Annotated in this window: 17 protein-coding genes; 6 read left to right on the top strand and 11 right to left on the bottom strand. The window is 34.4% G+C overall.

Going from position 1 to position 23,660, the window contains the following annotated elements; translation table 11 throughout:
* From ABIQ27_RS09015 to ABIQ27_RS08995, 5 genes are all read right to left on the bottom strand, one after another.
* The coding region (locus ABIQ27_RS09015; RefSeq protein WP_348033553.1) for a bS21 family ribosomal protein at nt 1-88 on the bottom strand (88 nt) is incomplete at its 3' end.
* A gap of 108 nt (nt 89-196) precedes the next feature.
* Nucleotides 197-1,372 (bottom strand): acyl-CoA dehydrogenase family protein, encoded by a 1,176-nt coding sequence (locus ABIQ27_RS09010; RefSeq protein WP_348033552.1) that lies wholly within the window; start codon nt 1,370-1,372, stop codon nt 197-199.
* A gap of 21 nt (nt 1,373-1,393) precedes the next feature.
* Complete coding sequence (locus tag ABIQ27_RS09005; protein ID WP_348033551.1) at nt 1,394-2,197, bottom strand: helix-hairpin-helix domain-containing protein; 804 nt, start codon at nt 2,195-2,197, stop codon at nt 1,394-1,396.
* Between the two features lie 81 nt (nt 2,198-2,278).
* Complete coding sequence (locus ABIQ27_RS09000; RefSeq protein ID WP_348033550.1) at nt 2,279-2,506, bottom strand: PspC domain-containing protein; 228 nt, start codon at nt 2,504-2,506, stop codon at nt 2,279-2,281.
* A gap of 26 nt (nt 2,507-2,532) precedes the next feature.
* A complete protein-coding gene (locus ABIQ27_RS08995) occupies nt 2,533-3,801 on the bottom strand; it encodes a DUF2851 family protein (protein WP_348033549.1) in 1,269 nt (422 codons plus the stop codon).
* Between the two features lie 56 nt (nt 3,802-3,857).
* Between ABIQ27_RS08995 and ABIQ27_RS08990 the strand changes: the two genes are divergently transcribed.
* Complete coding sequence (locus ABIQ27_RS08990; protein ID WP_348033548.1) at nt 3,858-5,507, top strand: PNGase F N-terminal domain-containing protein; 1,650 nt, start codon at nt 3,858-3,860, stop codon at nt 5,505-5,507.
* A 97-nt stretch (nt 5,508-5,604) separates the two neighbouring features.
* Here ABIQ27_RS08990 and ABIQ27_RS08985 read toward each other — a convergent pair whose 3' ends face one another.
* The 5 genes from ABIQ27_RS08985 to ABIQ27_RS08965 form a co-directional block, all read right to left on the bottom strand.
* Entirely contained in the window at nt 5,605-6,966 is a 1,362-nt protein-coding gene (locus tag ABIQ27_RS08985; RefSeq protein ID WP_348033547.1) for a pyridoxal-phosphate dependent enzyme, read from the bottom strand.
* Nucleotides 6,967-7,170: 204 nt separating this feature from the next.
* Nucleotides 7,171-9,084, bottom strand: coding sequence for a putative porin (locus ABIQ27_RS08980; protein ID WP_348033546.1), 1,914 nt, complete (start codon nt 9,082-9,084; stop codon nt 7,171-7,173).
* Nucleotides 9,085-9,187: 103 nt separating this feature from the next.
* The gene (locus tag ABIQ27_RS08975; protein WP_348033545.1) at nt 9,188-12,082 is read right to left on the bottom strand and encodes a M4 family metallopeptidase; all 2,895 of its coding nucleotides are present in this window, start codon (nt 12,080-12,082) and stop codon (nt 9,188-9,190) included.
* 107 nt (nt 12,083-12,189) lie between these two features.
* Complete coding sequence (locus ABIQ27_RS08970; RefSeq protein WP_348033544.1) at nt 12,190-13,662, bottom strand: RagB/SusD family nutrient uptake outer membrane protein; 1,473 nt, start codon at nt 13,660-13,662, stop codon at nt 12,190-12,192.
* A 10-nt stretch (nt 13,663-13,672) separates the two neighbouring features.
* On the bottom strand, nt 13,673-16,690 hold the full coding sequence (locus ABIQ27_RS08965) for a SusC/RagA family TonB-linked outer membrane protein (protein WP_348033543.1): 3,018 nt from the start codon (nt 16,688-16,690) through the stop codon (nt 13,673-13,675).
* A 187-nt stretch (nt 16,691-16,877) separates the two neighbouring features.
* Between ABIQ27_RS08965 and ABIQ27_RS08960 the strand changes: the two genes are divergently transcribed.
* The gene (locus ABIQ27_RS08960) at nt 16,878-17,477 is read left to right on the top strand and encodes a ribonuclease HII (RefSeq protein WP_348033542.1); all 600 of its coding nucleotides are present in this window, start codon (nt 16,878-16,880) and stop codon (nt 17,475-17,477) included.
* Nucleotides 17,478-17,490: 13 nt separating this feature from the next.
* Here ABIQ27_RS08960 and lipB read toward each other — a convergent pair whose 3' ends face one another.
* A complete protein-coding gene (lipB, locus tag ABIQ27_RS08955; protein WP_348033541.1) occupies nt 17,491-18,186 on the bottom strand; it encodes a lipoyl(octanoyl) transferase LipB in 696 nt (231 codons plus the stop codon).
* 221 nt (nt 18,187-18,407) lie between these two features.
* On the opposite strand from lipB, the gene lysS reads away from it, so the two are divergent.
* From lysS to ABIQ27_RS08935, 4 genes are all read left to right on the top strand, one after another.
* Entirely contained in the window at nt 18,408-20,099 is a 1,692-nt protein-coding gene (lysS, locus tag ABIQ27_RS08950) for a lysine--tRNA ligase (RefSeq protein WP_348033540.1), read from the top strand.
* 98 nt (nt 20,100-20,197) lie between these two features.
* Nucleotides 20,198-21,709: a hypothetical protein gene (locus tag ABIQ27_RS08945; RefSeq protein WP_348033539.1), complete on the top strand. Its 1,512-nt coding sequence runs from the start codon at nt 20,198-20,200 to the stop codon at nt 21,707-21,709.
* Nucleotides 21,710-21,764: 55 nt separating this feature from the next.
* Nucleotides 21,765-23,021: a hypothetical protein gene (locus ABIQ27_RS08940; protein ID WP_348033538.1), complete on the top strand. Its 1,257-nt coding sequence runs from the start codon at nt 21,765-21,767 to the stop codon at nt 23,019-23,021.
* Between the two features lie 86 nt (nt 23,022-23,107).
* Nucleotides 23,108-23,545, top strand: coding sequence for a hypothetical protein (locus ABIQ27_RS08935; protein ID WP_348033537.1), 438 nt, complete (start codon nt 23,108-23,110; stop codon nt 23,543-23,545).
* Nucleotides 23,546-23,660 lie beyond the last annotated feature (115 nt).

The following is a 23,660-nucleotide window of genomic DNA, read 5'->3' as shown; positions in this document are numbered from 1 at the left end:
CAGTTCCTGTTTTATCAAATTTTCTTTTATAGCGCTTTAATGCTCTATCGATATTTTCTCCGTCTTTAATTGGTATAATTAACATAATATAGACACCTCCTCTCGTTAAGGGTGCAAAAGTAACAATAATTATGAATTACGAATTACGAATTACGAATTATTTTTATCTATTCAGTAAATTTCTTGAAATTAGAAGCTATAATTTTTTCACTGCCGGCTTATAGCTTTGTTTGTCTATTATCATTTTAGACAAAATTTCTCTAAGGATTTCTGAAGTTCCGCCTCCAATTGGCCCTAAACGGCTGTCTCTTAATAAACGTGCCAATGGATATTCTTCCATATAGCCATATCCTCCAAGCATTTGAAGGCAACTATAAATGGTCTCATCAGCAACTTTTGTAGATTTTAATTTAGCCATAGTAGCTTCTTTAACTACATATTCTCCTTGGTTTAATCTGGCAACGGCAGCATAATTAAATACTTTGCAATGTTCAACATCAGTGGCATGGTCTACCATTGTATGTCTCAAGGCCTGAAACTTGTCAATAGTAGTTCCGAATGCCTGGCGTTGCGACATATAATCTATGGTATATTCTATCGCATATTCAGCTCTTGAATGTGCATTGATTGCCATAATTAATCGCTCTAAAGCGAAATGCTGCATGATGTAAGGAAAACCTTTTCCTTCTTCACCCATTAAATTTTCTTCTGGAATTTCAACATTGTCAAATGCAATCTCAGCGGTGTCTGATGCTCTCCAACCTAATTTATCTAATTTGGTAGCCGTAATGCCATTTAGATTTGTATCTATCAGAAACATACTTATCCCTTTATTTCCAAGCGCTGGGTTTGTTTTTGCAGCAACTACATAATAATCAGCATAAATTCCGTTTGTTATAAATGTTTTAGATCCATTTATAATATATATATTTCCTTTTTTTTCAGCAGTTGTTCTCATACCTGCAACATCGCTTCCACCAAAAGGTTCCGAAATACACAGTGCTCCTATTTTATCACCAGAAATACTTGCTGTCAAATAATCCTGTTTTATTCTTTCACCACCTTCAGCATTCAAATGCGTCATTGCCAAATAAGCATGAGCCCACATGGCAGCAGCAAAACCGGAAGATTTTATTTTTTGAAGTTCTTCTAAAAATATAACAGTATAAAACAAATCCAAATTTAATCCGCCATAAACTTCAGGATACGCTATTCCGAAAAAACCCATTTCACCAAACTTTTTCCAGATAAATCGGTCAATTGTTCCTGTTTTTTCCCATTTTTCAATATGTGGTACAACTTCAATCTTTAAAAAAGATTTCAAGCTCTCCCTAAACAATTCGTGTTCTTCTGTAAAGTATATTGAATTCATATAACTATGGCTAATTTTATTTTAGAATGCCAAATATAAGGCAATTATTTGTATTTTGTCAACAGGAAAACCTTTAATTTTCGCCAAATCTTCCATTTTTATATCACCATTCATGGTTCTGTAAATAACAATATCTTTAGCTAATTGATATCTGAAAAATGGGAATTGTGTCAACTCTTTGACTGATGCATTGTTGATATTAATCTTTTTGCTGTTTGAAGTAGATTTGACAACAAAAGATGTTTTCAGTCTCTCAATTACTTCCGGAGACAAACCCCAAATATCATCCATCTGTTCCATAGAAACAAAAGCTCCATACTTTTCCTTCTGTTCCAAAATCCTGTCTGAAATCTTATCGCCAATACCATAAACTTTCATCAAATCTTCTTTAGTCGCTTGATTGATATCCAGAACGATAATCTTTTCCGGTTTTGAATAATCCTTTTTGGCAAAAGTTTGAAAGTGGTTCTTTTTATTTTTTACCCAATCCGGAAATTTGAAATAAGGTGAAATGGCTGCCAGCAAAGAATCAGAAACTTTGGTCACAACCTGAAATTCTTCTGCGGAATTAACAAATTTATTCTGTTTTCTATACGCCAGCAATCGGTCGATTTCTTCTACAGACATCCCGAGTTTGTATCCTTTGAAATCGGTTATAAAATTTGGATTGAAAGGATAAATCGTTGGCTTATAGTTTTTGTTGTCCAGCTTTAAGCTGTCAACAGTGCTCTGGAGCGCCAACCATTTGGATTGTTCTTTGTCAATGTTTTCTTTATCCGTAAAGTCATAGAAGAAATAAAAACCCTGAACAAAAATGATAATCAAAAAAAACAATATGATTCCAATCCGTTGACTTTTCGAATAGGTTAAAAAAGATTTTACTATGGATTCATTGGTTTCCAAAAGTTACAAATCAAAAACAGAAGTTCGTTTGCCACGTATTAAATCTTTTAATCTAATCCAGAAAGCTAAAGTCAGATACACGCCAAACCACAAACCTGCCGTTACGAAAGTGATGTAAATGAAAAACAAACGCACGTTGGAAGCACTCATTCCAAGCTTGTCCGCGAGACGCGAAGAAACGTGAAAACCGTATTTTTCAAAGAAGTATTTTAACTGAATTACTGGTGACATTTTTGTCTTGATTTAAAAAATTAAAATTACTCTTTTAAAAGCTGAATTCCAATAGCACATTGCAGACATTTTCCCTGATTGCAATACTCATTTTTGAGTTGTAACAGCGATTGGGTTTCAAAAGCGTTTTTGGCTTTAATTCCAAAACTGAAAAACTTTTCAATAACCATATTTTTCTCGGCTGCCATTTCACGAAGCAAATCTAATAAAGATTCCGATGCTTCTTTTCCCTGACTTTTAGCATACGCAAACTGAATCGGAACAATTGTATTGATGACCAGCAAATCGATAAAAGATTTTGAAAACTGTTTTTTCTTCTTTGGGCTTTCCTTATCAAATTGATAATGCGTTTGCCAATAATCAGAAATCGTAATTTCAAATAGCTGGTGCAATGCTGTAACCGTTTTAGCAACTATAACTTTCGAAAACAGATTCTGCTGTTTATGATATAACATCGCCAATTGCGCCAAACGTATCGTCGGAAAATTATCTGGCCGATGTTTAAAAAACTGAACCGGTTCAATTAGTATCTTTTTCAATTTATGCTTTTGTGAAATATACTCAAAAAAAAATTTTAAATCTTTTGTATAATTGTCTTCAACATCAACCGGAAATAAATCTGCTGATCCAAAAAGCAAGCTTTCTAAATTCGCGACTTCCGCACTTTCTTTTCTGATAATTGAAAACGGAATCGATTTGGCAATTTTCAAAAATGTTTCTCCATTGGTATTCAAACCAAAGTTCTTTGCCAACATACAAAACAAAACCGCTTCCCAATTATTCTCAGTTTCCTTTAGCAATTGCTCAATCGGTATATATTTTCGTTCCAGCCTTTCAACAAACAATCGTTCCTGCCAATTTTCCAAAATAAAACTTTCAATAGTCGCAATTTGACTTTCACAATAAATCCAGGATTTTGGTAATGCTAAAGCATTGTAATTTTCTAAATCCTTTTTTGATATATACTTCTTAAGTTCCAAAACTGGAATTTCAGAATTGTCTTTTCTAAAAACCGGTGCGTCGTGTTCCCAAACTACGTGCAGAATTACATTATCATAATTCGTGTCTTTCTCGTGATGATGCAAATACCAATCGGAAGATTTGATATGAATTTCAATATTTCCTGCCCATTTTTGATTGCCTAAAACAATTTGGGCATTAAAAAAATCCGGTCCTGTTCGTTGCAAATAATTTCCACAATTCGTTATCGTAAGCAATTCTCCCGAAACAGTTGTTAGGTTAGAAAAGTCAAACTTCTTATATTGCCATACATAATGAAGAAAATCTTCTTTCACGATTCCTAATTTTCATCTAAAGTAAGAAAATTACTTTTATAATTGACATTTTTGTAATGAAAAAATTACTTTTATTCGTTTTGTTGTTAGTTTACGGAAGTTCATTTTCCCAAAACTATAAAATCACTTACGTGAAAAGCTCCAACGGAACTATGATTGAAAATCAAGATCCAGTTTGGGTTTTCACCAATGTTAAGTACACATTACTCACTTCCCAAAACACCAGATATCAAAAAGGGAATTTTCCTTTTGAAGAAACCACCATCGACAGAAGCAAAAATTCTTATTCTCAAACTGCGCTTTTAAGTGATTTGAAAATCATAGTAACCACAGATAGTTTATCCTTGGCAAAACAAACTTTTGAATATTTAAATGACACAAAGAAAATCTTAGGTTACAATTGTAAAAAAGCCAAAACCATTGTCAATTCAAACACCATTGAATTCTGGTATACAGAGGATTTGAAAGTCAAAGGTTCGCCTAGTATTTTGGGACAAAATTTAGGTTTGGTTTTGGAAATGGTTCGGAACGGAAACTTTGTCATTGCCGCGACTAAAGTGGAAAAAATCGATGCGCTGCCTTACTTTCGAAAAGCACAAAAAACAGTTGACGGATTAACTTATAAAGATTTGCTTTGGAAAAGTAGGTTTACCACAATCAATGTTTTTAAAGATCAAATCATCAATTTTTCTGACCAATCAAAATCGAATGATACAATTCTCAGATTTGCCAATGGAACGATTGCCCTTAGAAAAGTCAAGATTCCGGAAATAAAAATCGGCAGCCAGATTTTTGTTGATGTAACCGAACAATCGAATGGAGACGCTTATGACCGAACGGGTTCGTTTTTTATCATTCCAACCAATAAAGCAACTTCATTTTTAGACGGTTTGAAAAACGGAGCTAAAACATTACCGATTTACAACAACGGAAATGGCAAAGAATATCAAGGTGTTGCTGCAACAGAAAATTATAATCCTGTTGTGGAATTGATGCGTTTCTATACGCCTTTTGGTGTTAAGCAATACAACACATTACAGCTAAAAGATAAAACCTGGGCAGAAAATGTATTGTACCGTCAGGATGTTTCCGATTTGAGAAGTTTGTTAAGCAATCAGGAAGTTTGGATTGGAATCAACATTGGGAATTATGACAAAGGCGGACATAAAGTTTCGGCGAATATTACCATACATGACGAAGAAGAAAGCAAAGCTATTCCAACGCAAATCGTTCCGCTTTTTTGCACTAATAATATTATGGAAATGGCTGGTCAGGAATATGGAACCATGTTTAGTTCCGACAAAGGTTTGGAAGTCAATTTCAAATTAGAAAAACCCATGAAAAGCTGCAAGCTTCGTTATATCACAACTGGTCATGGCGGCTGGGAAAATGGAGATGAATTTGTACCAAAGAAGAATACGATTTTCCTTGACGGAAAAGAAGCTTTCAGCTTTACGCCTTGGCGCCAGGATTGTGGTTCCTATCGTTTATCGAATCCTGCTTCGGGAAATTTTCCTAATGGGTTATCTTCTTCTGATTACAGCAGAGCGAATTGGTGTCCGGGAACTGTAACTAATCCCATTTTTATTGATTTAGGAAACTTAGAAACCGGAAATCATTCAATACAAATTACCATTCCGCAAGGCTTACCCGAAGGAACAAGCTTCAGCTCGTGGAATGTTTCCGGAGTTTTGATTGGAGAGTAGATAAAAGGGATTAGGGAAAAGGGATCAGTAAAAAAGTCAGGAAAAGACATTACTGTTCTTCCTGACTCTTTTCTATTGCCTAATGGCTTTTGCCTATTTACTTAATAGAACTTATAATATCGTGTTTGGTAATAATGTGGTGTTTTCCATTACCCAAATCTACTAAAACCGCTTGGTTGTCTTTGTTGATTAATTTAGAAATCTCATCAATTGGCGTATTCGGTTTTACAATTGGATAAGGTTTACCCATGATTTCGCGAATTGGCTTGTCGGCAATATCTCTGTCTTCCACATAACTTCTGAACAAATCAGTTTCGTCAAGACTTCCGACAAAACCAGTCGTATCGATTACCGGAATCTGAGAAATATTATATTTTTTCAAACGCTCAATTGCATGAGAAACTAATTCTTCAGTACGAACAATTACTAATGGTTTGTCTTTGTGATCTTTGATAACGTCTTCAGCTGTTGTGATTTCTTCATCCAAAAAACCTCTTTCACGCATCCAATCATCATTGAACATTTTTCCAACATAACGACTTCCTGAATCGTGGAATAAAACCACAACTACATCGTCTTTAGTGAAATGCTCTTTTAATTGATGCAAACCTTTCACGCATGCACCAGCGGAGTTACCTACAAAAATCCCTTCTTCCAAAGCGATTCTACGAGTGTAAACAGCAGCGTCTTTATCAGTTACTTTTGTAAAACCATCAATTATTGAAAAGTCAACGTTTTTTGGTAAAATATCTTCGCCAATTCCTTCAGTGATATAAGAGTAGATTTCGTTCTCGTCAAAAATCCCGGTTTCGTGGTATTTTTTGAAAACAGAGCCGTAGGTATCAATTCCCCAAATTTTAATGTTTGGATTTTTCTCTTTTAAATACTTTCCAATTCCGGAAATGGTTCCACCAGTTCCTACCCCAACTACGAAATGCGTAATTTTTCCATCTGTTTGTTCCCAAATTTCAGGACCGGTTTGCTCGTAATGTGCCTGAGCATTTGATGGATTATCATATTGATTTACGTACCAGGAATTTGGAATTTCCGTACTCAATCTTTTTGAAACAGAATAATACGAACGCGGATCTGTTGGCTCAACATCTGTTGGGCAGACTATTACTTTGGCGCCAACTGCACGAAGGATATCCATTTTTTCTTTGGATTGCTTGTCCGTAATTACAAAAATACATTTGTATCCTTTTATAATTGCGGCAAGCGCTAATCCCATTCCGGTGTTTCCTGATGTTCCTTCGATTATTGTTCCTCCAGGTTTTAATCTTCCATCGGCTTCGGCATCTTCGACCATTTTAAGAGCCATTCTGTCTTTGGTAGAATTTCCGGGATTGAAGGTTTCTACTTTGGCCAAAACCAAGGCATCAATTCCTTCTATAACTTTGTTAAGCTTTACTAATGGCGTGTTTCCAATAGTTCCTAATATATTTTCTGCGTATTTCATTCCCTTTGTCTATTGTTTTTGGAGTCATGCTTTCGCACACTCAAGTCATTTCTTTTAGTTACAAAGATATTGATAAAAAGAAGGTTTGCAAGTTTGGAGAACGTTAATTCGAAACGTTTGCGTGCGTGATGGGAACGGCATCCTTTTGTCCTGGTGTTCAGGGCAAAAGATATAGTGGACAGCGCGTTTTCACGCCCAAGAAAATTATTGAAAAAAATTCCAAACCAAACCAAATCGAATCATGAAATCACGGTATGGATAATTTGGCGCTGTGTAGAAATTATTTCCGGTTATTTTGGAGTTGAAATGTTCTAATTTAAAAAAGATTCTTGTCTGGCGAATCCTAGCGTTGATAAAGAAATCAAGCATTGGAAACTCGCCAACCTTTTTTTGGTTTTGTACAAATGCTTCCGTAGTTACCGGATTGTAATCATTGATATAATATTTTGTGAAATAATTTACTGTAAAACCGGTTTGCAGATACAAGGCTTTTTTGAAGTAATAATTGGTAAAGTAAAGTGAATTTCTCGTCACTATTTGAGGCACATTCAAAACATCATCTTCCTGATCCACCTTTTGATAAAGCACTGTGTTATCTAAGGCCAATTTCCACCATTTGAACTCACGGCTCACTCTGACAGACAAATAATTTATGGTTTTGTCGTATTGTTTTGGAGTGATAATTTGCTGCTGTGGGTCGATGGCATCGTTACTAAAATACAAATGGTCATTGATAGAACTTAACTGCAATGAAGCATCAAGCCATTGTGTTTTAGCCGTTGCTTCGATATTATTTATTTTTTCATTCTTGAAATCGTTGTGCCAATTGTAATCAACGTAACTACTTTGATACAGATTATAAATATGGTCCGGAATTTTATTCACCATTTGGTATTGAAAAACAAACTCATTTTTGTCGTTGAGTTTATAGTTCAGTTTGGCATCAAAATTTGACATTGGCTGCTTTGAAATCGAATTGGAATAAGTGAACGTTCCGTTCCATTTATTTTTCCTGTAATCGTATTGTCCGCCAACAGTATTGATTTCATCACTTAAAGAACTTGGAATTATCCCTGAATCCAGAATCAATATTTTGTTATAGTAATAATTGTATCTGAAATTTTCGGCGAAAAATTGGAATTTTCCGAGTACTAAATTTTCATAAATAGCACCAACTTTATTATATAGTCTGTTATATCGCGTATGGTCGTTAATATTTGATAATACATAAGATTCACCAAAACGTTTTACACTGGTATTACCAACAGTTGATAAGACAGTTTTCTGATTGTATTCAAAAAATTTGTTTTCGTAATTGAACTGGTGTGTCAGATATAAATTGTTGTCGCCTTTTTTCCCATTGATTCTAAAATTATGGTCAAAGAAAATTCTTTTGCCTTTCATAAAAGATTTGGCATCTTTTAAGTACACTTCAAGTCGGGCGCGGTCTGTAAAAGCTCCGTCTTCGCTTTCAAAATCTTCAATGTTTGTAATTCCGCCATTTTCTCCATTCAGGAAATCCTGTCCGGTGAAATGAAAATTCAGATAATATCTTTTATTTAAAGTATTATAGCTTGATGTAAACCTGAAATTGCCGGTACTTGAAAGTTGGTTGATGTATTTTCCCAAAGAGCGCAATCCTTTGAAAGCAACAGACATATTAAATCGTTCTGAAGTATTTACCGTAATAAAAGCATCAATGGATTGACCTTGTTCCATTGTGGTTTTGAAATACAACTCAGTTATCGGAGTTGCTACCGAATAATATTTAATATCATTAACCCCTAAATAATTAAACTGTTTCCCGGAGAAACCAATTTCAGGAAATGAATTGAAATTTTTTAATCCGAAATCGAGAACTGCATAGGTTTGGCCCTCGTTCGCAAAAGGTAAAAGTCCAAAAATGTCTTTGCGCAGGTAGTTGTACTCGTATTCTTTTTTGATGGTTAAAGAAGTATCCACATAAGTAGTGTCTTTTTGCAAAGTGATAATTCTGTATTGATCAAAAGTTGCTTTTGGTTGCTTCTTTGGTGTGCTGTTAGCAGCATCCGTTTGACCATCCTGCGAAAAACCAACTGAAAAAAACAATAGAAAGAGTACGGTTAATAAGTATTTCATCTTAAAATATTTCGTAACAAAAATACATAAAACAATTTGTAATAAAATCATAAAAAAACCACCCCAATAATTGGAATGGTTTTTTATATAATTGAGTGAAAAGTTACTCTTTAATAAATTTCTTAGTAACCGAATTTTTATCAGATTTAAACGTTACAAAATAAACTCCCGAAGAAAGGTTTGAAACGTCTATTGAATTGTTAATTGAATTTGCTGATTTGAATATTTGTTTGCCTGAAATGTCATTAATGGTAATTGCTGTTAAAACTATATCATTGTTAATAGTATAATTCAAAATCCCTTTTGCCGGGTTTGGATATATATTAACATTAGCTGGTGAAAATTCATCTGTACCTAATGTAGTTTCAATTACGAAATTATCTATAAGTACACCGTCATAGTTATCAGTACTATCAGATTCAAAAACAAACCTAAACAACATATTTGATTGTGGTGTTGGCGATGTAGACCCAAATGCAGTTAAGTCATAACTATATAGTCTTTTTGTTCCGTTGGTTGTACCGCTTGTGTTTGTATTACTGGCATCACCTGTCCATTCACCACCAACGCAGAATGTACACCCTGAATCAACAGTATACCAGTCTGAATCTGATGCAGATCCTAATCTGCTCCAAGTTGTTCCTCCATTGGTAGAATACTGCATGTAAAGAATATCTGTTGCGTATTGCAAATCAAAAGCCATGTCGAACTTCAAAATAGGATTTTGCGCCTGAGATAAGTCGTAGCATCTGGAAGTTAGGTATGATTTGGTATCTGGCGTATAAGGATTGGTTAAACCTGTGGCATACGAATTTGAACTATCAGTTAAATTGGTCTTATTTACGATTCCTCTTTGCCATAGTGAATTGTTAGAAACCAGTTCATTATAAGTAATCAAATTATCTGCTGAAGATTCAAAGGTATTTATCTGATTAAGATTTGATTGCTGATTTACAAAAATATAAGTTGATTTTGAATTATTTGAGTTAACAGTATCTCCTGCAATGGTAGTTGTGAAATTTAGAATATGAGTTCCAGGTGACAACGATGCTGTGTTTATCGTTATTAATTGACTACCTGTAGCACATGTAGATAAACTACCATTCCAAACTAAATTAGTATTAGAACCACCGTCTACATTATATGCTATGTTTACTGTTGTTATTGGGTTTGTTCCTAAATTTTTAAAATAAACAGTAGTTGGAACACTTGTAACGCCACAGTTAATAGAATTATTAGAAGGAATATTATCCAGACTTACATCATTTGAAGAACTTACAAAACTACTCCCTATATTTACTGAAAACCACGCATTGGTTACTGCGGCTACTTCAGGGCTCGCACTACAATATAAACTTTTGGCTGCTAGAATTGTAGCTTCTCTGGCATCAAAATAAGTTGAATTAGGCGTTAGATAATCTCTTTCAGCATAATAGGCTATTTGTGATGATTTTATAATTCCTATACCTGTTACACTGTAAGTATCTCTATCAGCAATAGGTGCGTTATTAGTTCCAGAAGCTCCTATTGTCAGAATATAAAACCAACGATTCATCACTCCGCTATTACTGTGTACTCCACAATAATCATTTGTAGTTCCGGAAGGTATACAAGTTCCTTCATCACCTGTTTCTTTCCAATATGTTCCTTGAAATGTATCAGGATCACCACTTGTATTTGGGGTAACCATAGTTCGTAATCCTCCACTTGTAATATCTTCTCCTATTTTCCACACCGCAGCAGTTGGAGTTCCGGTTAGACTGCCTGTTCTTCCAAAATATTCTACACAAGCTCCCCAAATATCTGAATATCCTTCATTCATTGCTCCTGATTGATTTTGATAAGCAAGATTTGCAGTATAAGTACAGACAGCATGACCTATTTCATGTCCACATATATCAATAGAAGTAAAGGGTTTATTCACACCGTCACCGTAACTCATAACGGAACCATTCCAAAAGGCATTGCTTAAAGAGGCTGCAGTTCTTTGAAAGTGAACATAATTTCTAATAAGCGCATTATTATCGTCATATCCATTACGGTTAAATACAGTTTTCCAAAAATCATAAGTCCTTTCAGCACCCCAATGAGCATCTAAAGCTGCATTATCATAAAAAGAATTAGCATGTTCAGCACTTGTCCAGTTATTATCATTGTCGGTGAAGTGTACATTTTGATAGGTATTGACCAGTCTTTCACAATTATAGGTCACAATGCCATTTCCTCTTGTAATATCGGACAAAACATACATGCCTAAACCTGCATTTAAAACAGTTTCAATATTCCTTGAACCACTATATTTAGTAGCAGCTGTTCCTGTTAGGAATGCCTCAAATGATTCTGTATTTTCACTTAATTTTTTTGAATTTAATTCGCTAACATGCTTGATGATTGGATTCTTATATAGTATCTCACCGGAATGTGCATCCACAAAAATTTCTATTCTGGATAGTGGTTCTATAGAGTAAATATCAAACTTATAAGCCAAAGTAACCTCACCTGTTTTAACTATAGGAAAAAACACAAGTTCACCAGTTGGTTTTTCGTAATTCATTATTTTGGCTTGTTGCTCATCTTCCCAAAGGTATTTTTGGGCACCTATATTAATGAGCGCTTTATTGAATGCAATTTGTGCTGTTAATGTTGGTGAACTATTTACAGATTTAGGATTATACAACTCGGAATTTATGGAGATAACATTTCCGTTTAAGGTATGTGTTATTAATGTTCCGAATTCAACTTTTCTTCCTTTGTAAAATTGTTGGTTTCTTTGGTGAACTATGCCACTGGCATCGGTCGTTTCTTTACTTGACACAAAAGAGTTATCTGCGTCAAGACTATTTTTTTTCAAATAAAATGAAATAGCCTGCTGTTTGTTGACATTGCTATCAAATTGATAGTATTTCTGAATACATCCTTTTTCATTGTATTTTGTTTGTGAGTTACAAAAATTAAGAAAAGAAATGCAGGCGATTAAAGCTGAATAATATTTTTTCATAAGACAATTTTTAATGACCGCTAAAGTACAAAAAAAATAAAAGCCGACTTAAAAAGTCGGCTTAAAACTAAAAAACCTCTTTCCGAAGAAAGAGGTTTAATTATTATTTATCCACCCGTACCAGTGTAACAAGGGTTTTGTTGTAGATTTTCATTGATATCTCTTTCATCCTGTGGAATAGGAAACTGCCATCTGCAATCTCCAGCTGGAAGAGTAGTGAACTCAGGAGGTGTTCCAGTTCCGTCAGCGAAATGTCCATCAGTAGCACTTCTTACAACCGGTAAATTTAATCTTTTCAGTGTATAGAATCTATCCATTTCAAAAGCTAACTCTAAACGTCTTTCTAATTGAATAGCATCCCATAGAGCCTGACCAGTTTCTGCTCCTGAAACAAATGAAGAATATCTGTTTGAACGAATTTTATCTAATGAAGCTAAACCACCACCATTTAGGTTATATTCTGCCTCAGCTTTATTCAAATAAACTTCCTCTAATCTTAATACTTTTACATCAACAAGATTTTTTGTTCCTGTACCTCTACCATCATATTTTGAAATGTTATTATAGAGATGTAAGTTAGCACCAGTGCCAAAAGGACCTGTTTTTATGTAAGCAGCTTTTCTAATATCTGTAGCTATGAATTTGTCATAGAATTCCTTTGATACAACATATTCAGATTTAGTCTGAGAACCAGCTGCCTGAGAATAAGCAACACCAGGAGTAATAGCATCAGCCACATCAATTCTTATTTTAAACAATACACCTGCAGCATTTGTGTCTTCCCAAAGACCGTTTGTAGCACTTGTATAGAATTGAGCTCTTGTAGCTACATCTCCAGAATAATTAGCAATAGCCAAGTTTGCATTATCAATACAATTCTGCCATTGTCCTAAGTATAAATAAACTCTAGATAATAAGGCATAAACAGCCGCTTTACCTGGGTGTCCATTAGCGATTACGTTATCAGCTATTTTATCTTTAGCAATTAACAAGTCAGCTAATACTTTATCATAAGATTCCTGTACAGTTAATCTTGATGGTTTTAAAACCGGATCAACAACTTCAAGATAAGATACACCTAAAGATGACATTGCATCTGCAGATTGCGTTGGGATTTTACTGTAATTTCTCAACAACTCCAAATGGTTGATGGCACGTACAAATCTTGCTTCACCTTCGATATTATCTTTGAAAGCACCATCTTGCAACTTAGAAAGTTGAGTTAATGCAAGGTTTGCGAATGTTACCGATCTGTAAGCAGCATTATAAAAATCAAAATGTGAACTTCCAGGAGTAGAAGTAAATCTGTAACCGTCTTTGTTAGACTGTCTTCCCTGAATGTTAATGATAACATTATCGGTAGCTACTTCAGAGTCAATCAGCAATTCCTGACCGAAACCAGTATCGCCACCTCTTTTAAACATGTATACATAGGCACCATTAATAGCGTTTGTGAAATCTGCTGGTTTTTCCAACACTCTAGAATCATCAATCGCATTATATGTACTAAATGATATATTATCGTTATCACACGAAAAAAGTGATAAGGATAGAACTGAAAATAAAAATATCTTTTTCATTCTTTATTTATTAGAAATTAATTGTTAAACCAAATAAAACAGATTTCACCGTAGGATATGAATATCCAGCGTATTGACCAGGAATTGCAGTTCCTGATTCACCATTACCAATACCTACTTCTGGATCTCCATGGAATTTTGTCCAGGTATGTAAATTTTGTAATTGTGCATAAATTCTAACTTTATCCAATGGTAGTGCTTTTAAAATTTTCTTGTCAAAAGTATAACCAAAGTTTAAGTTTCTGAAACGGATATAACTTGCATCTTCCAAGAATCTGGTTGAGTCTTGATTATTATCAACACCTGACAATTGTAATGGTGCTGGCTGAGCAGCATCTGTGTTAGCAGGAGTCCAGTAATCAAGAGCAGCTACCACCTGATTATCTGCAATAGTAACTCCATCCGTTAATAAATCTCTGTATCTTAAGTTGTAAGTATAATTACCTTCTTTGAATACAAAGTCAGTAGATACATCAAATCCTTTAAATTCGAATTCCATACCAAATCCACCTTCGTATTTAGCATATTGTGTTTTATCTTTCAATAGAACTCTGTCATCTGAATTAAAGACATTTGTAACGTTTCCATCAACATCAAGGTATAATGCATCTCCGTTAGTTGGATCAACTCCTGCATAACGAACTAAATAGAATGAATCTGGGCTGTATCCAACTCTATTAATTGTAAATGCACGAATCGCTTCAGTTGTTGGCGCATTAAGCTTGTTGATTGTTCTGTCAAATTGAGCAGCATTAACATAGAAAGATAAATTCATATCTTCTTTTTTGATTGCAAAAGCTTTCAACTCAACCTCAAATCCTTTAGCTTCCCAGTCACCTGCATTTCTTGTGATATTCCACTGAGCTCCTTCAGTACTTACATCGGCAAATAAGAAATTATTTCTTTTATCCTTGAAGTAAGAAGCCGTAAAAGCAACTCTATCCTTAAACATTCTCGCTTCAAGACCAATATCTAATTTTTCAGCTTGTTCAAATGCAATGGAAGTATTACCAATTCTATCTAAGTTATATACTGTACCACTTCCAGAACTAGTATAAGCAGTAGAAACATAAGTAGATAAATTAGCATATCTATCAACTCCTGCAGTTGAGTTTAATTCTCCTAAAGATGCTCTAAGTTTCAAGAAATTAATTGGTTTAAATTTAAAGAAACTTTCTTTAGATAAAACCCAACCAATAGATCCACCTTTTGCAACAGCAGAATTTGTATTTTGACCTAATAATGATGCCCAGTCTTTTCTTATATTGAAAGACAATAGGTATTTACCTGCGTAGTCATAATCAATAGCTCCTAATATACCATAAGCTGCTTCTTCTGTTCTAGTGGTAAATGGAACTGTAGTACTAACAGTACCAGATGTTGGAAGGTCTGCTATAAAACCTTTTCTTGAAAGTGAATAAGATCTAAAGTTAGTATATGTCCAGTCATATAATGCTGTAGCACTAAAATTATGATTTTCTCCTAATTTGAATTTATAGTTAAGACTATTTGTCCATTGATTGTCAATATTATCCCATCCACTATCAGTTTTAGATCCTGGAGCTGTTGGGTCTCCAACAAACTGGTCAAGAACAGAACCTGGCTTAGTAAACGCTTCTCTCTGTCTTCTTTCGTAATTGATACTGTATTGACTTCTAAATTCTAACCCTTTAGTTAGTTTAATTTCAATGTTAGGTCTCGCATATATTCTGAAGAATCTTACTTCTTCAGGATTGTTTCTTAAAGCTTCTCCAATAGGGAAACCTGCGTGAGTTAAGTTATAAGTAGGATTACCATCCGCATCAAGAATTAATTCACCTGTAGCTAAGTCAGTATCAAATTCTGGCTCATAAGGATTATACCATACCATAGCCGCAAATGGGTTTTGAGCATTGTATCTGTCTCTAGGCAAGGTATTCACCTCATAAGAACCTCTTACATCCATACCAATTTTAAACCAGTCCGTAGCTTGATAGTCATTACTAAAAGCTCCAGTTATCCTGTGATATCCATCTATACCTTTAATAATACCTTCATTCTTATTGTATCCTAAAGAGAAATAACTAGTGCTTTTTTCGGTACCACCTGATACAGAAAAATTGAAGTTATGTAAAGCTCCTTGTCTTAGCAATGTATCTTCCCAATTATGTTCAAATGATTGAAGCATCAATAACTCTTCCGGAGTAGATGTTGCACCAGGACCTTCTCCTAATTCAAACTCATATTGTAATTTTTGAGCTCCATTCATTAACTTCATGTTTTGATCAGGAGCTCTTTCAGTAAATCCGATTGAATTATTGATTTCAAATTTAGCTTTACCTGCTTTACCTCTTTTTGTTGTAATAACAACAACACCATTACCACCTTTCGAACCGTACATTGCTGCAGCAGCTGCATCTTTCAATACAGACAGCGTTTCAATGTCCCCTGGAGCAATAGCAGAAGCTTCTGTCTCACTAACAAAAGCACCGTCAACAACATAAGCCGCTCCAGCATAACCACCAGTAATACTCACGTTACCTCTAACAGTAACATAAGCTCCCTGACCTGGCATACCATTACGTGCTGTTACTTGAACACCCGCAGCTTTTCCTTGAAGTGCATTGGTAAAAGCTAACGAAGGGGCCTGTTTAACAAACTCTTCACCTGAAACAGTAGAAACTGCCGAAGTAATCTTGTTGGCATCCTTCTTGAAATAACCTAAATTGGTTTGAATCACGACTTCTTCAAGTCCAATTCCCGCTTCTAATTTTGCATTAACGACATTAGATGCTCCAACAGGAATGCTGGCATCTGTCATTCCAACAAAAGATATAACAAGAACATCTCCTTGTTTAGCTTTGATAGAATATTTACCGTCAAAATCAGTTTGTGCGCTATTTGTTGTTCCTTTAACAACAACATTCGCCCCTGGTAATGGTCCAGTTTTATCTGAAACAACACCCGTTACAGTTTTCTCTTGTGCAAACGAAAACTGCATTGATAACGCTAATAATAGCGTAAAAATCCATTTGAACTTCGATCTCATATTAATTTTTATTTGAGTTAGTTATTCTGCAAACTTCTTAATTATTTCTTAATTAACCAAATATTAACTGTAAATATTATTTTTTGCTATGTTAAAGTTTAGATAACAATTTTAACTCCATTCGTTATGATACAATAATGATATTAAAGTTGCGTCATAATTTATATTTTTACAAAAAAAAGTTTTAATGTTACAATTCAAATTTTCTGATCACAATATAGAATGCGGCACAGATGAGGCCGGACGTGGTTGTTTGGCCGGACCGGTTACCGCAGCAGCAATTATTTTGCCCGAAGGTTTTGAATTGGAACTATTAAATGACTCTAAACAACTTTCTGAAAAGATTCGGGAAAAATTAAAACCTTTAATTGAATCAAAGGCCGTTTGCTTTTCTGTAACGCATCTCGAACCTAAAATTATTGATCAGATAAATATTCTGAATGCTTCAATAAATGCAATGCAGCAATGTATTACCAAATTGTTACCAATACCTCATTATATTATAGTAGATGGAAATCGTTTTAAACCTATTAATGACATTCCCTATTCCACAATAATAAAAGGAGATTCAAAATATATGAGCATTGCCGCGGCTTCTGTTTTGGCAAAAACACATAGAGATGAGTATATGAATAGAATTCATGAAGAATTTCCAATGTACAACTGGAAACAAAATAAAGGATATCCAACTATCGAACACAGGGAAGCCATCAGAAAATATGGCACAACCAAATACCACCGAATGAGTTTTCGGTTATTGCCAGAACAATTGAAATTAGATTTTTAGACTGCTTAGATTTTTAGATAAAAGTTGAATCAAAAAGTTTAGAAAAATGTTTCTCAATTTTTTCTTTTACTTCAGCTTCATCAACTTCATGTCCAAGTTCTACATGAAGCGATGTGACTGCCTTCCCTTTGATACCACAAGGAATGATATTATCAAAATAACCCAGGTTAGCATTTACATTCAAAGCAAAGCCGTGCATTGTTACCCAACGACTCGCACGGACACCCATCGCACAAATTTTTCGGGCAAATGGAGTTCCAACATCTAGCCAAACTCCGGTTTCACCTTCGCTTCTTGTACCTATTATATTATACTCTGCCAAAGTCATTATGATAACTTCTTCCAGAAAGCGTAAATATTTATGGATATCTGTAAAAAAGTTTTCCAAATCTAATATAGGATAGCCTACAATTTGCCCCGGACCATGATAAGTAATATCTCCACCTCTATTGATTTTGTAAAAAGTAGCGCCTTTTGCTTCCAGTTGTTTTTCAGATAATAGCAAATTACTCATATCACCGCTTTTTCCTAAAGTATAAACATGTGGGTGTTCTACAAAAAGAAAATAGTTAGGAGTTTCAAATTGAGTTTCATCTCTCCTGTTTTGGATTTTTATGTCTACGATTTGTTTGAACAATTCCTCCTGATAATTCCAAGTGTCCTTATAATCTCTATTACCTAAATCGTGAAGTTGAATTTCTTTATTCATTTTAATTGGAGTTGCAAAGTGGCAAAGTTACAAAGTTTCAAAGTTAACTCGACGTTAATCTTTAGCCCCGATTGTAGCGGCACCATGTAGAGCGGAAAGCGGGAATTTGGACTGCTGACAAAGCCCAAACCTTTCGCTCCAAAACTCAAAACAACTTTGAAACTTTGCCACTTTGAAACTTTGTCACTTATCCCTATCTTTGCACGCTTAAATACAATACTATGCAACTTTCGGAACAAGAAATCATTAGAAGAGAAAAACTAACTGCTTTACGTGGATTGGGAATTAATCCTTATCCTGCAGACTTATTCCCTGTTAATCATACTTCGAAACAGGTGAAAGAAAATTTTGCAGAAGGTAAGAAGGTTATTGTTGCCGGTCGTTTAATGAGTGTTCGCGATCAGGGAAAAGCATGCTTTGCCGAATTGCAGGATAGCGAAGGCAGAATTCAACTGTATTTAAACCGCGATGTGATTTGCCCGGAAGAAGATAAAACTTTATATAATCAGGTTTTTAAGAAACTAACTGATTTAGGTGATTTCATTGGAATTGAAGGCGAATTATTCACTACGCAGGTTGGTGCCAAATGTATTCGTGTAGAGAAGTTTACTTTTTTAAGTAAAACACTTCGCCCGTTGCCTTTGCCAAAAACTGATGAAGATGGAAATGTACACGATGCTTTTAATGATGCCGAATTGCGTTACCGTATGCGTTATGTTGACTTAGTTGTGAATCCGCAAGTGAAGGAAGTTTTCATGAAAAGAACCAAACTTTTCACGGCAATGAGAAACTTCTTTAACAATGCTGGTTATATGGAAGTGGAAACTCCGGTGTTACAATCTATTCCCGGTGGTGCTGCGGCGCGTCCGTTTATTACGCATCACAATAGTTTGGATATGCCTTTATATATGAGAATCGCAAACGAATTATATCTGAAAAGATTAATCGTTGGTGGGTTTGATGGCGTGTATGAGTTTTCAAAAAATTTCAGAAACGAAGGAATGGACAGAACGCATAATCCGGAATTTACCGCTATGGAAATTTATGTAGCTTATAAAGACTACAACTGGATGATGGAAATGACCGAAAATCTTTTGGAATATTGTGCCAATGAAGTAAACGGAACTACCGAAGCTATTTTTGGCGAACATAAAGTAAATTTCAAAGCGCCATATGCAAGAGTAACGATGACTGATGCAATCAAACAATTTACAGGTTTTGATATTTCGGGTAAAACGGAAGCTGAACTTTTTGACGCTGCCAAATCAATGCATATTGAAGTGGATGAGACTATGGGTAAAGGAAAATTGATTGATGAGATTTTCGGAGCAAAATGCGAAGGGAACTTTATTCAGCCAACATTCATTACAGATTATCCAAAAGAAATGTCACCACTCTGTAAAGAACATAGAGATAATCCAGAATTGACAGAACGTTTTGAATTAATGGTTTGCGGAAAAGAAATTGCGAATGCTTATTCAGAATTAAATGATCCAATTGATCAACGTGGTCGTTTTGAAGCACAAATGGCTTTAGCAGAAAAAGGCGATGATGAAGCAAACGGAATTATAGATGAAGATTTTTTACGTGCATTAGAATATGGAATGCCACCAACTTCTGGTTTAGGAATTGGAATGGATAGATTAATCATGTTTTTGACAAATAATCCTTCTATTCAGGAAGTACTGTTCTTCCCGCAAATGCGTCCGGAGAAAAAGCAGGTAGAATTGACTGAAGATGAAAAGCTAATTATTGGCCTATTAAAAACAGAAAACAATCAACCGATAGCGCAACTCAAAGACAAATCAGCTTTAAGCGGAAAAAAATGGGATGCCGCCATGAAAGGTTTGGCAAAACATGGTTTAACCAAAGTCGCTGTCGACGGCGAAAACAAAACGGTTGTTCTGAATTAAATCTAATTTTTTGATTATCTTCGAATTAACATAAAAATCTGTCAGTAACTGGCAGATTTTTCTATTTTTGCCAACAAATAAAACAATACTAAAATATTATGAAGAAATTGAGCTATTTAGCTATGCTATTGATTGGATTATATTCAGATGGAATCCAAAGTCAGACTTTTACATGGGGAAATCCATTTTCATCGGCTAACGAAACCGGAAGTACTTTACAACATTATGTTTCAAATGGTGTTTTTCAGATAAACATTCGTTACAACGATAAAATTTTCAATAAGGAAGTCGCTGTAAATAATCTTGACATCGCTAAATTGGATAAAATCAAAACTATAGATTTATCATTAAAGCAACCTGTAATGGGATTAAACACAGCTTCAATCCTCGAAGTGTTTCAGGAAAACGGCGTGAACTTCATTATGTTTACTGATGATTTCAATACCAAAACAAAAGAAAGAGAATTGTATTATCAAAAGGTAAATATTGAAACTGGCGTAAAAACTGAACCAGTCCTGATTACAAAAATGCCAACACGAAATTCAAATTATTACATAGCGCGGTCTGATAACAAACAATTTTACGGTGTAATCAAATCGTATTCTCTTGACAAAAAAGCAAATGAAAAAATGAATGTGGCTGTTTTTGACAAAGACTTTAAAGCAGCTGGGGAAATTAGCTATGATACTCCTTACATAAACAAAAAACCAAATGAGCAGAACTTTTACGTAAGCAATCAGGGTAATATTTTTATTGTCAAAGAAATTGATTTGGCTAAAGAAAAACCGTTTAAAACGATTTACTTTTGGGACAAAAGCCAACAAACTATGACTGAAACCTCATTGAAATTTGACAATGATTATCAACTATCAACATATAAAGGGCAATTTTTAAATGATGATTTTTACTTACAAGGCTTATATACCCGAATTGGTTCAAAAGGAATACAACTTTATCGTGGAGGATTGCCGCCAACTAATGGGATTTATGCCGCAAAATTTAATCAAAAAGGCGAAAAAGTATACATTGAAAAAAATGAAACTGGAGAAATTATCAGTTTAAACATCAAGGATTTTGTTTTTGACGGAATGAAAACCTGGTTTTTTGGTGACTTGACATACATCGAAAGAAAAAACAAACCAGTAGTTCCTGGTCAGACTTTTAATTTTGAATATGATTACACTTACTCCAATGAGGGTATTGTTTTTGGAAAATTAGACAACGAAACTGGTAAGTTGGAATGGTTTAAAAATGTTCCGTTCAGTGAAGAAAAAACTGTGAATGATAATGGTCGTTTTCTTTCATACTTATACTTTGTAAGAAACAATCAATTGACTATTTTATATAACGATACTCAAAAAACAATGTTGGGTAAAAGAACCTATAACGACCGTTTTATAACAATTGAAGTTTATGACGACAGAGGAAATCCGGTTTCAAAAAGCCTTATTCCCGATAATGGTTTGGAGTTAACCTACATTCCACAATATGATACTGTAAGTGAAAATTTTGATTTAGACACTTCCGTGAATGTATATGTTCAGGACGGAAAATATATCCTAAGAGCCAAATCGCCTTCTAATGAAAAATATGGTTATCTAAAATTCTAATAAAAACAAAAAGAAATCGAAGATTCACGAATACAAAAAAAGCAATTTTAAAATCATGAGTAAAAAAATTATCACATTACTAGCCATTTTTATTGGAGTTTCAACAACAAATGGGCAATCGATTGAAAGCGTTCGTATGGCTTTTACACAGACACTTTTTCCAAAAAAGGTATTGCCTGACAATGTAAAAACATATAGTTGTACGATTACGACACCTTACCTAAAAGACGATAGCACTTTTAGGCAAATTGCCGAAGATAAATACCAGGCAGAACTGAAAAATTATCCAAATAAAGTAAAGGATGCTCAAAAAGAATATGATGAAGTTACGCTAAAAGAATACGATAAAAGTGTAGCTGGAGCCAAGGAAAAATACAAATTGGAAAGTGATGAGTTCAACAAAATGTCAAAGCTTGAAAAATTAGCTTTAATTGATAAAAGACCAACATTGAACATTCCGCCTAAACCTGTTTTTGTAAATCCACCATTGCCTTATGTGCAGTCGATAAACACTGGTGACGTCATCATTATGGATCCGGAAGTTTTAACCAAAAACTATATAAAAATAAGTGGTTTTGCTCCAGCCAATGACGGATTGAAAATCAAAATAGATTTCAAGCCTTTTGAATGGGTTGAGCCAGTGGCAGCTATTGTAGATGTTGAGAATTACAATCCACAAACCAGAGAAAAATTCATTACCAAACAAACTCAGTTTGTAACAAAGTACAGACAACCTGCAACGCTTGAAATTAAACTCAACAATGAAGTTTTAAAGACAGGCGTTTATGCTGAAACCGGTACTTATCAGATTTTGACAACAGGTTCAAAACCTAACAGGCTCAGTATTGAGCGACCATTGGCGGAGAATACTTTGACCAATATGAACAATTATCTGAATGAAACCTACGGTTATCCAAAAATCACCAGAAATGTGGTTTTGTTTTATGTAAAAAATAAAAAAGGAGAATATGATGATGTAGAAAAAGCTAAAGATTTTGCCGTTTCCGGATATAAAAATTATGCTGCAAATACCGAAGCTGCAGTTGAAGACATTGACAATGCAATAAGTATTTGGGAAAAAGTAATTTCTGAAGTGAATTATGATGATAGCAAAGCACGTATTGATGAAAAAGTAGGAACGGCTATTTTGAAAAACTTAATCTTTGCTACGATAGTAACCAATGAATTTGAAAAAGCCGATAAATATATGGGCGATTTCAGAAAACTGCGATTGAATTATGATGACAAGCAATTTTTAACAACACATGAAAGCATGTACAACGATTTGAAAGCGCGATTTTCGGGGAAATAATAATTCATCTTTTATAATTTTTTGTTAATTATTAAACCTTTTAGAAACATCGTCGTCCTACTGACACAAATTTAAAAACATATAAAATGAAAAAATTAATTGTAGCTGCATTATTAGTTGTTGGAGTAACAGCGTTTGCACAAGAAAAAGAAGGAAGAAGAGCTGGAAGAGAAAATTTAACTTCGGAACAAAAAGTTGATTTTCAGGTAAAAAAAATGACTAAAGACCTGAATTTAAACGACAAACAAGCTCAGGAAGTTAAAGCCTTAGTAAGCAAAGAAGTAGAAAAAAGAGAAGCCAAAAGAGCGGAAATGAAAGAAGTTCAGACTAAAAAAAGAGAAGAAATGAAAGCAAAAAGAGACGCTGAACAAGCTGCTTTAAGCGCAGACATGAAAAAAATCTTAACAGCTGAGCAGTTTCAAAAATGGGAGAAAAACCGTGAAGAGAAAAAAGAGCACATGAAAGAAAAGATGACTGAAAGAAGAGAAAAAACAAAATCACACGATCTTCCTGAAAGTAAATAAAAATAAATTTTGAGTTTTCGTCAAAATAAATTAGTTTTGGTGTTATTAATTCAACTAAAATTTACACAATGAAAAAATTAATTGCTGCTTTAACATTAATGTTAGCATTTTCAAT

The sequence above is a fragment of the Flavobacterium sp. genome, from assembly GCF_039916025.1.
In the GTDB taxonomy this organism is placed as follows: domain Bacteria; phylum Bacteroidota; class Bacteroidia; order Flavobacteriales; family Flavobacteriaceae; genus Flavobacterium.
This window is presented reverse-complemented; position numbering and strand designations above follow the sequence as displayed.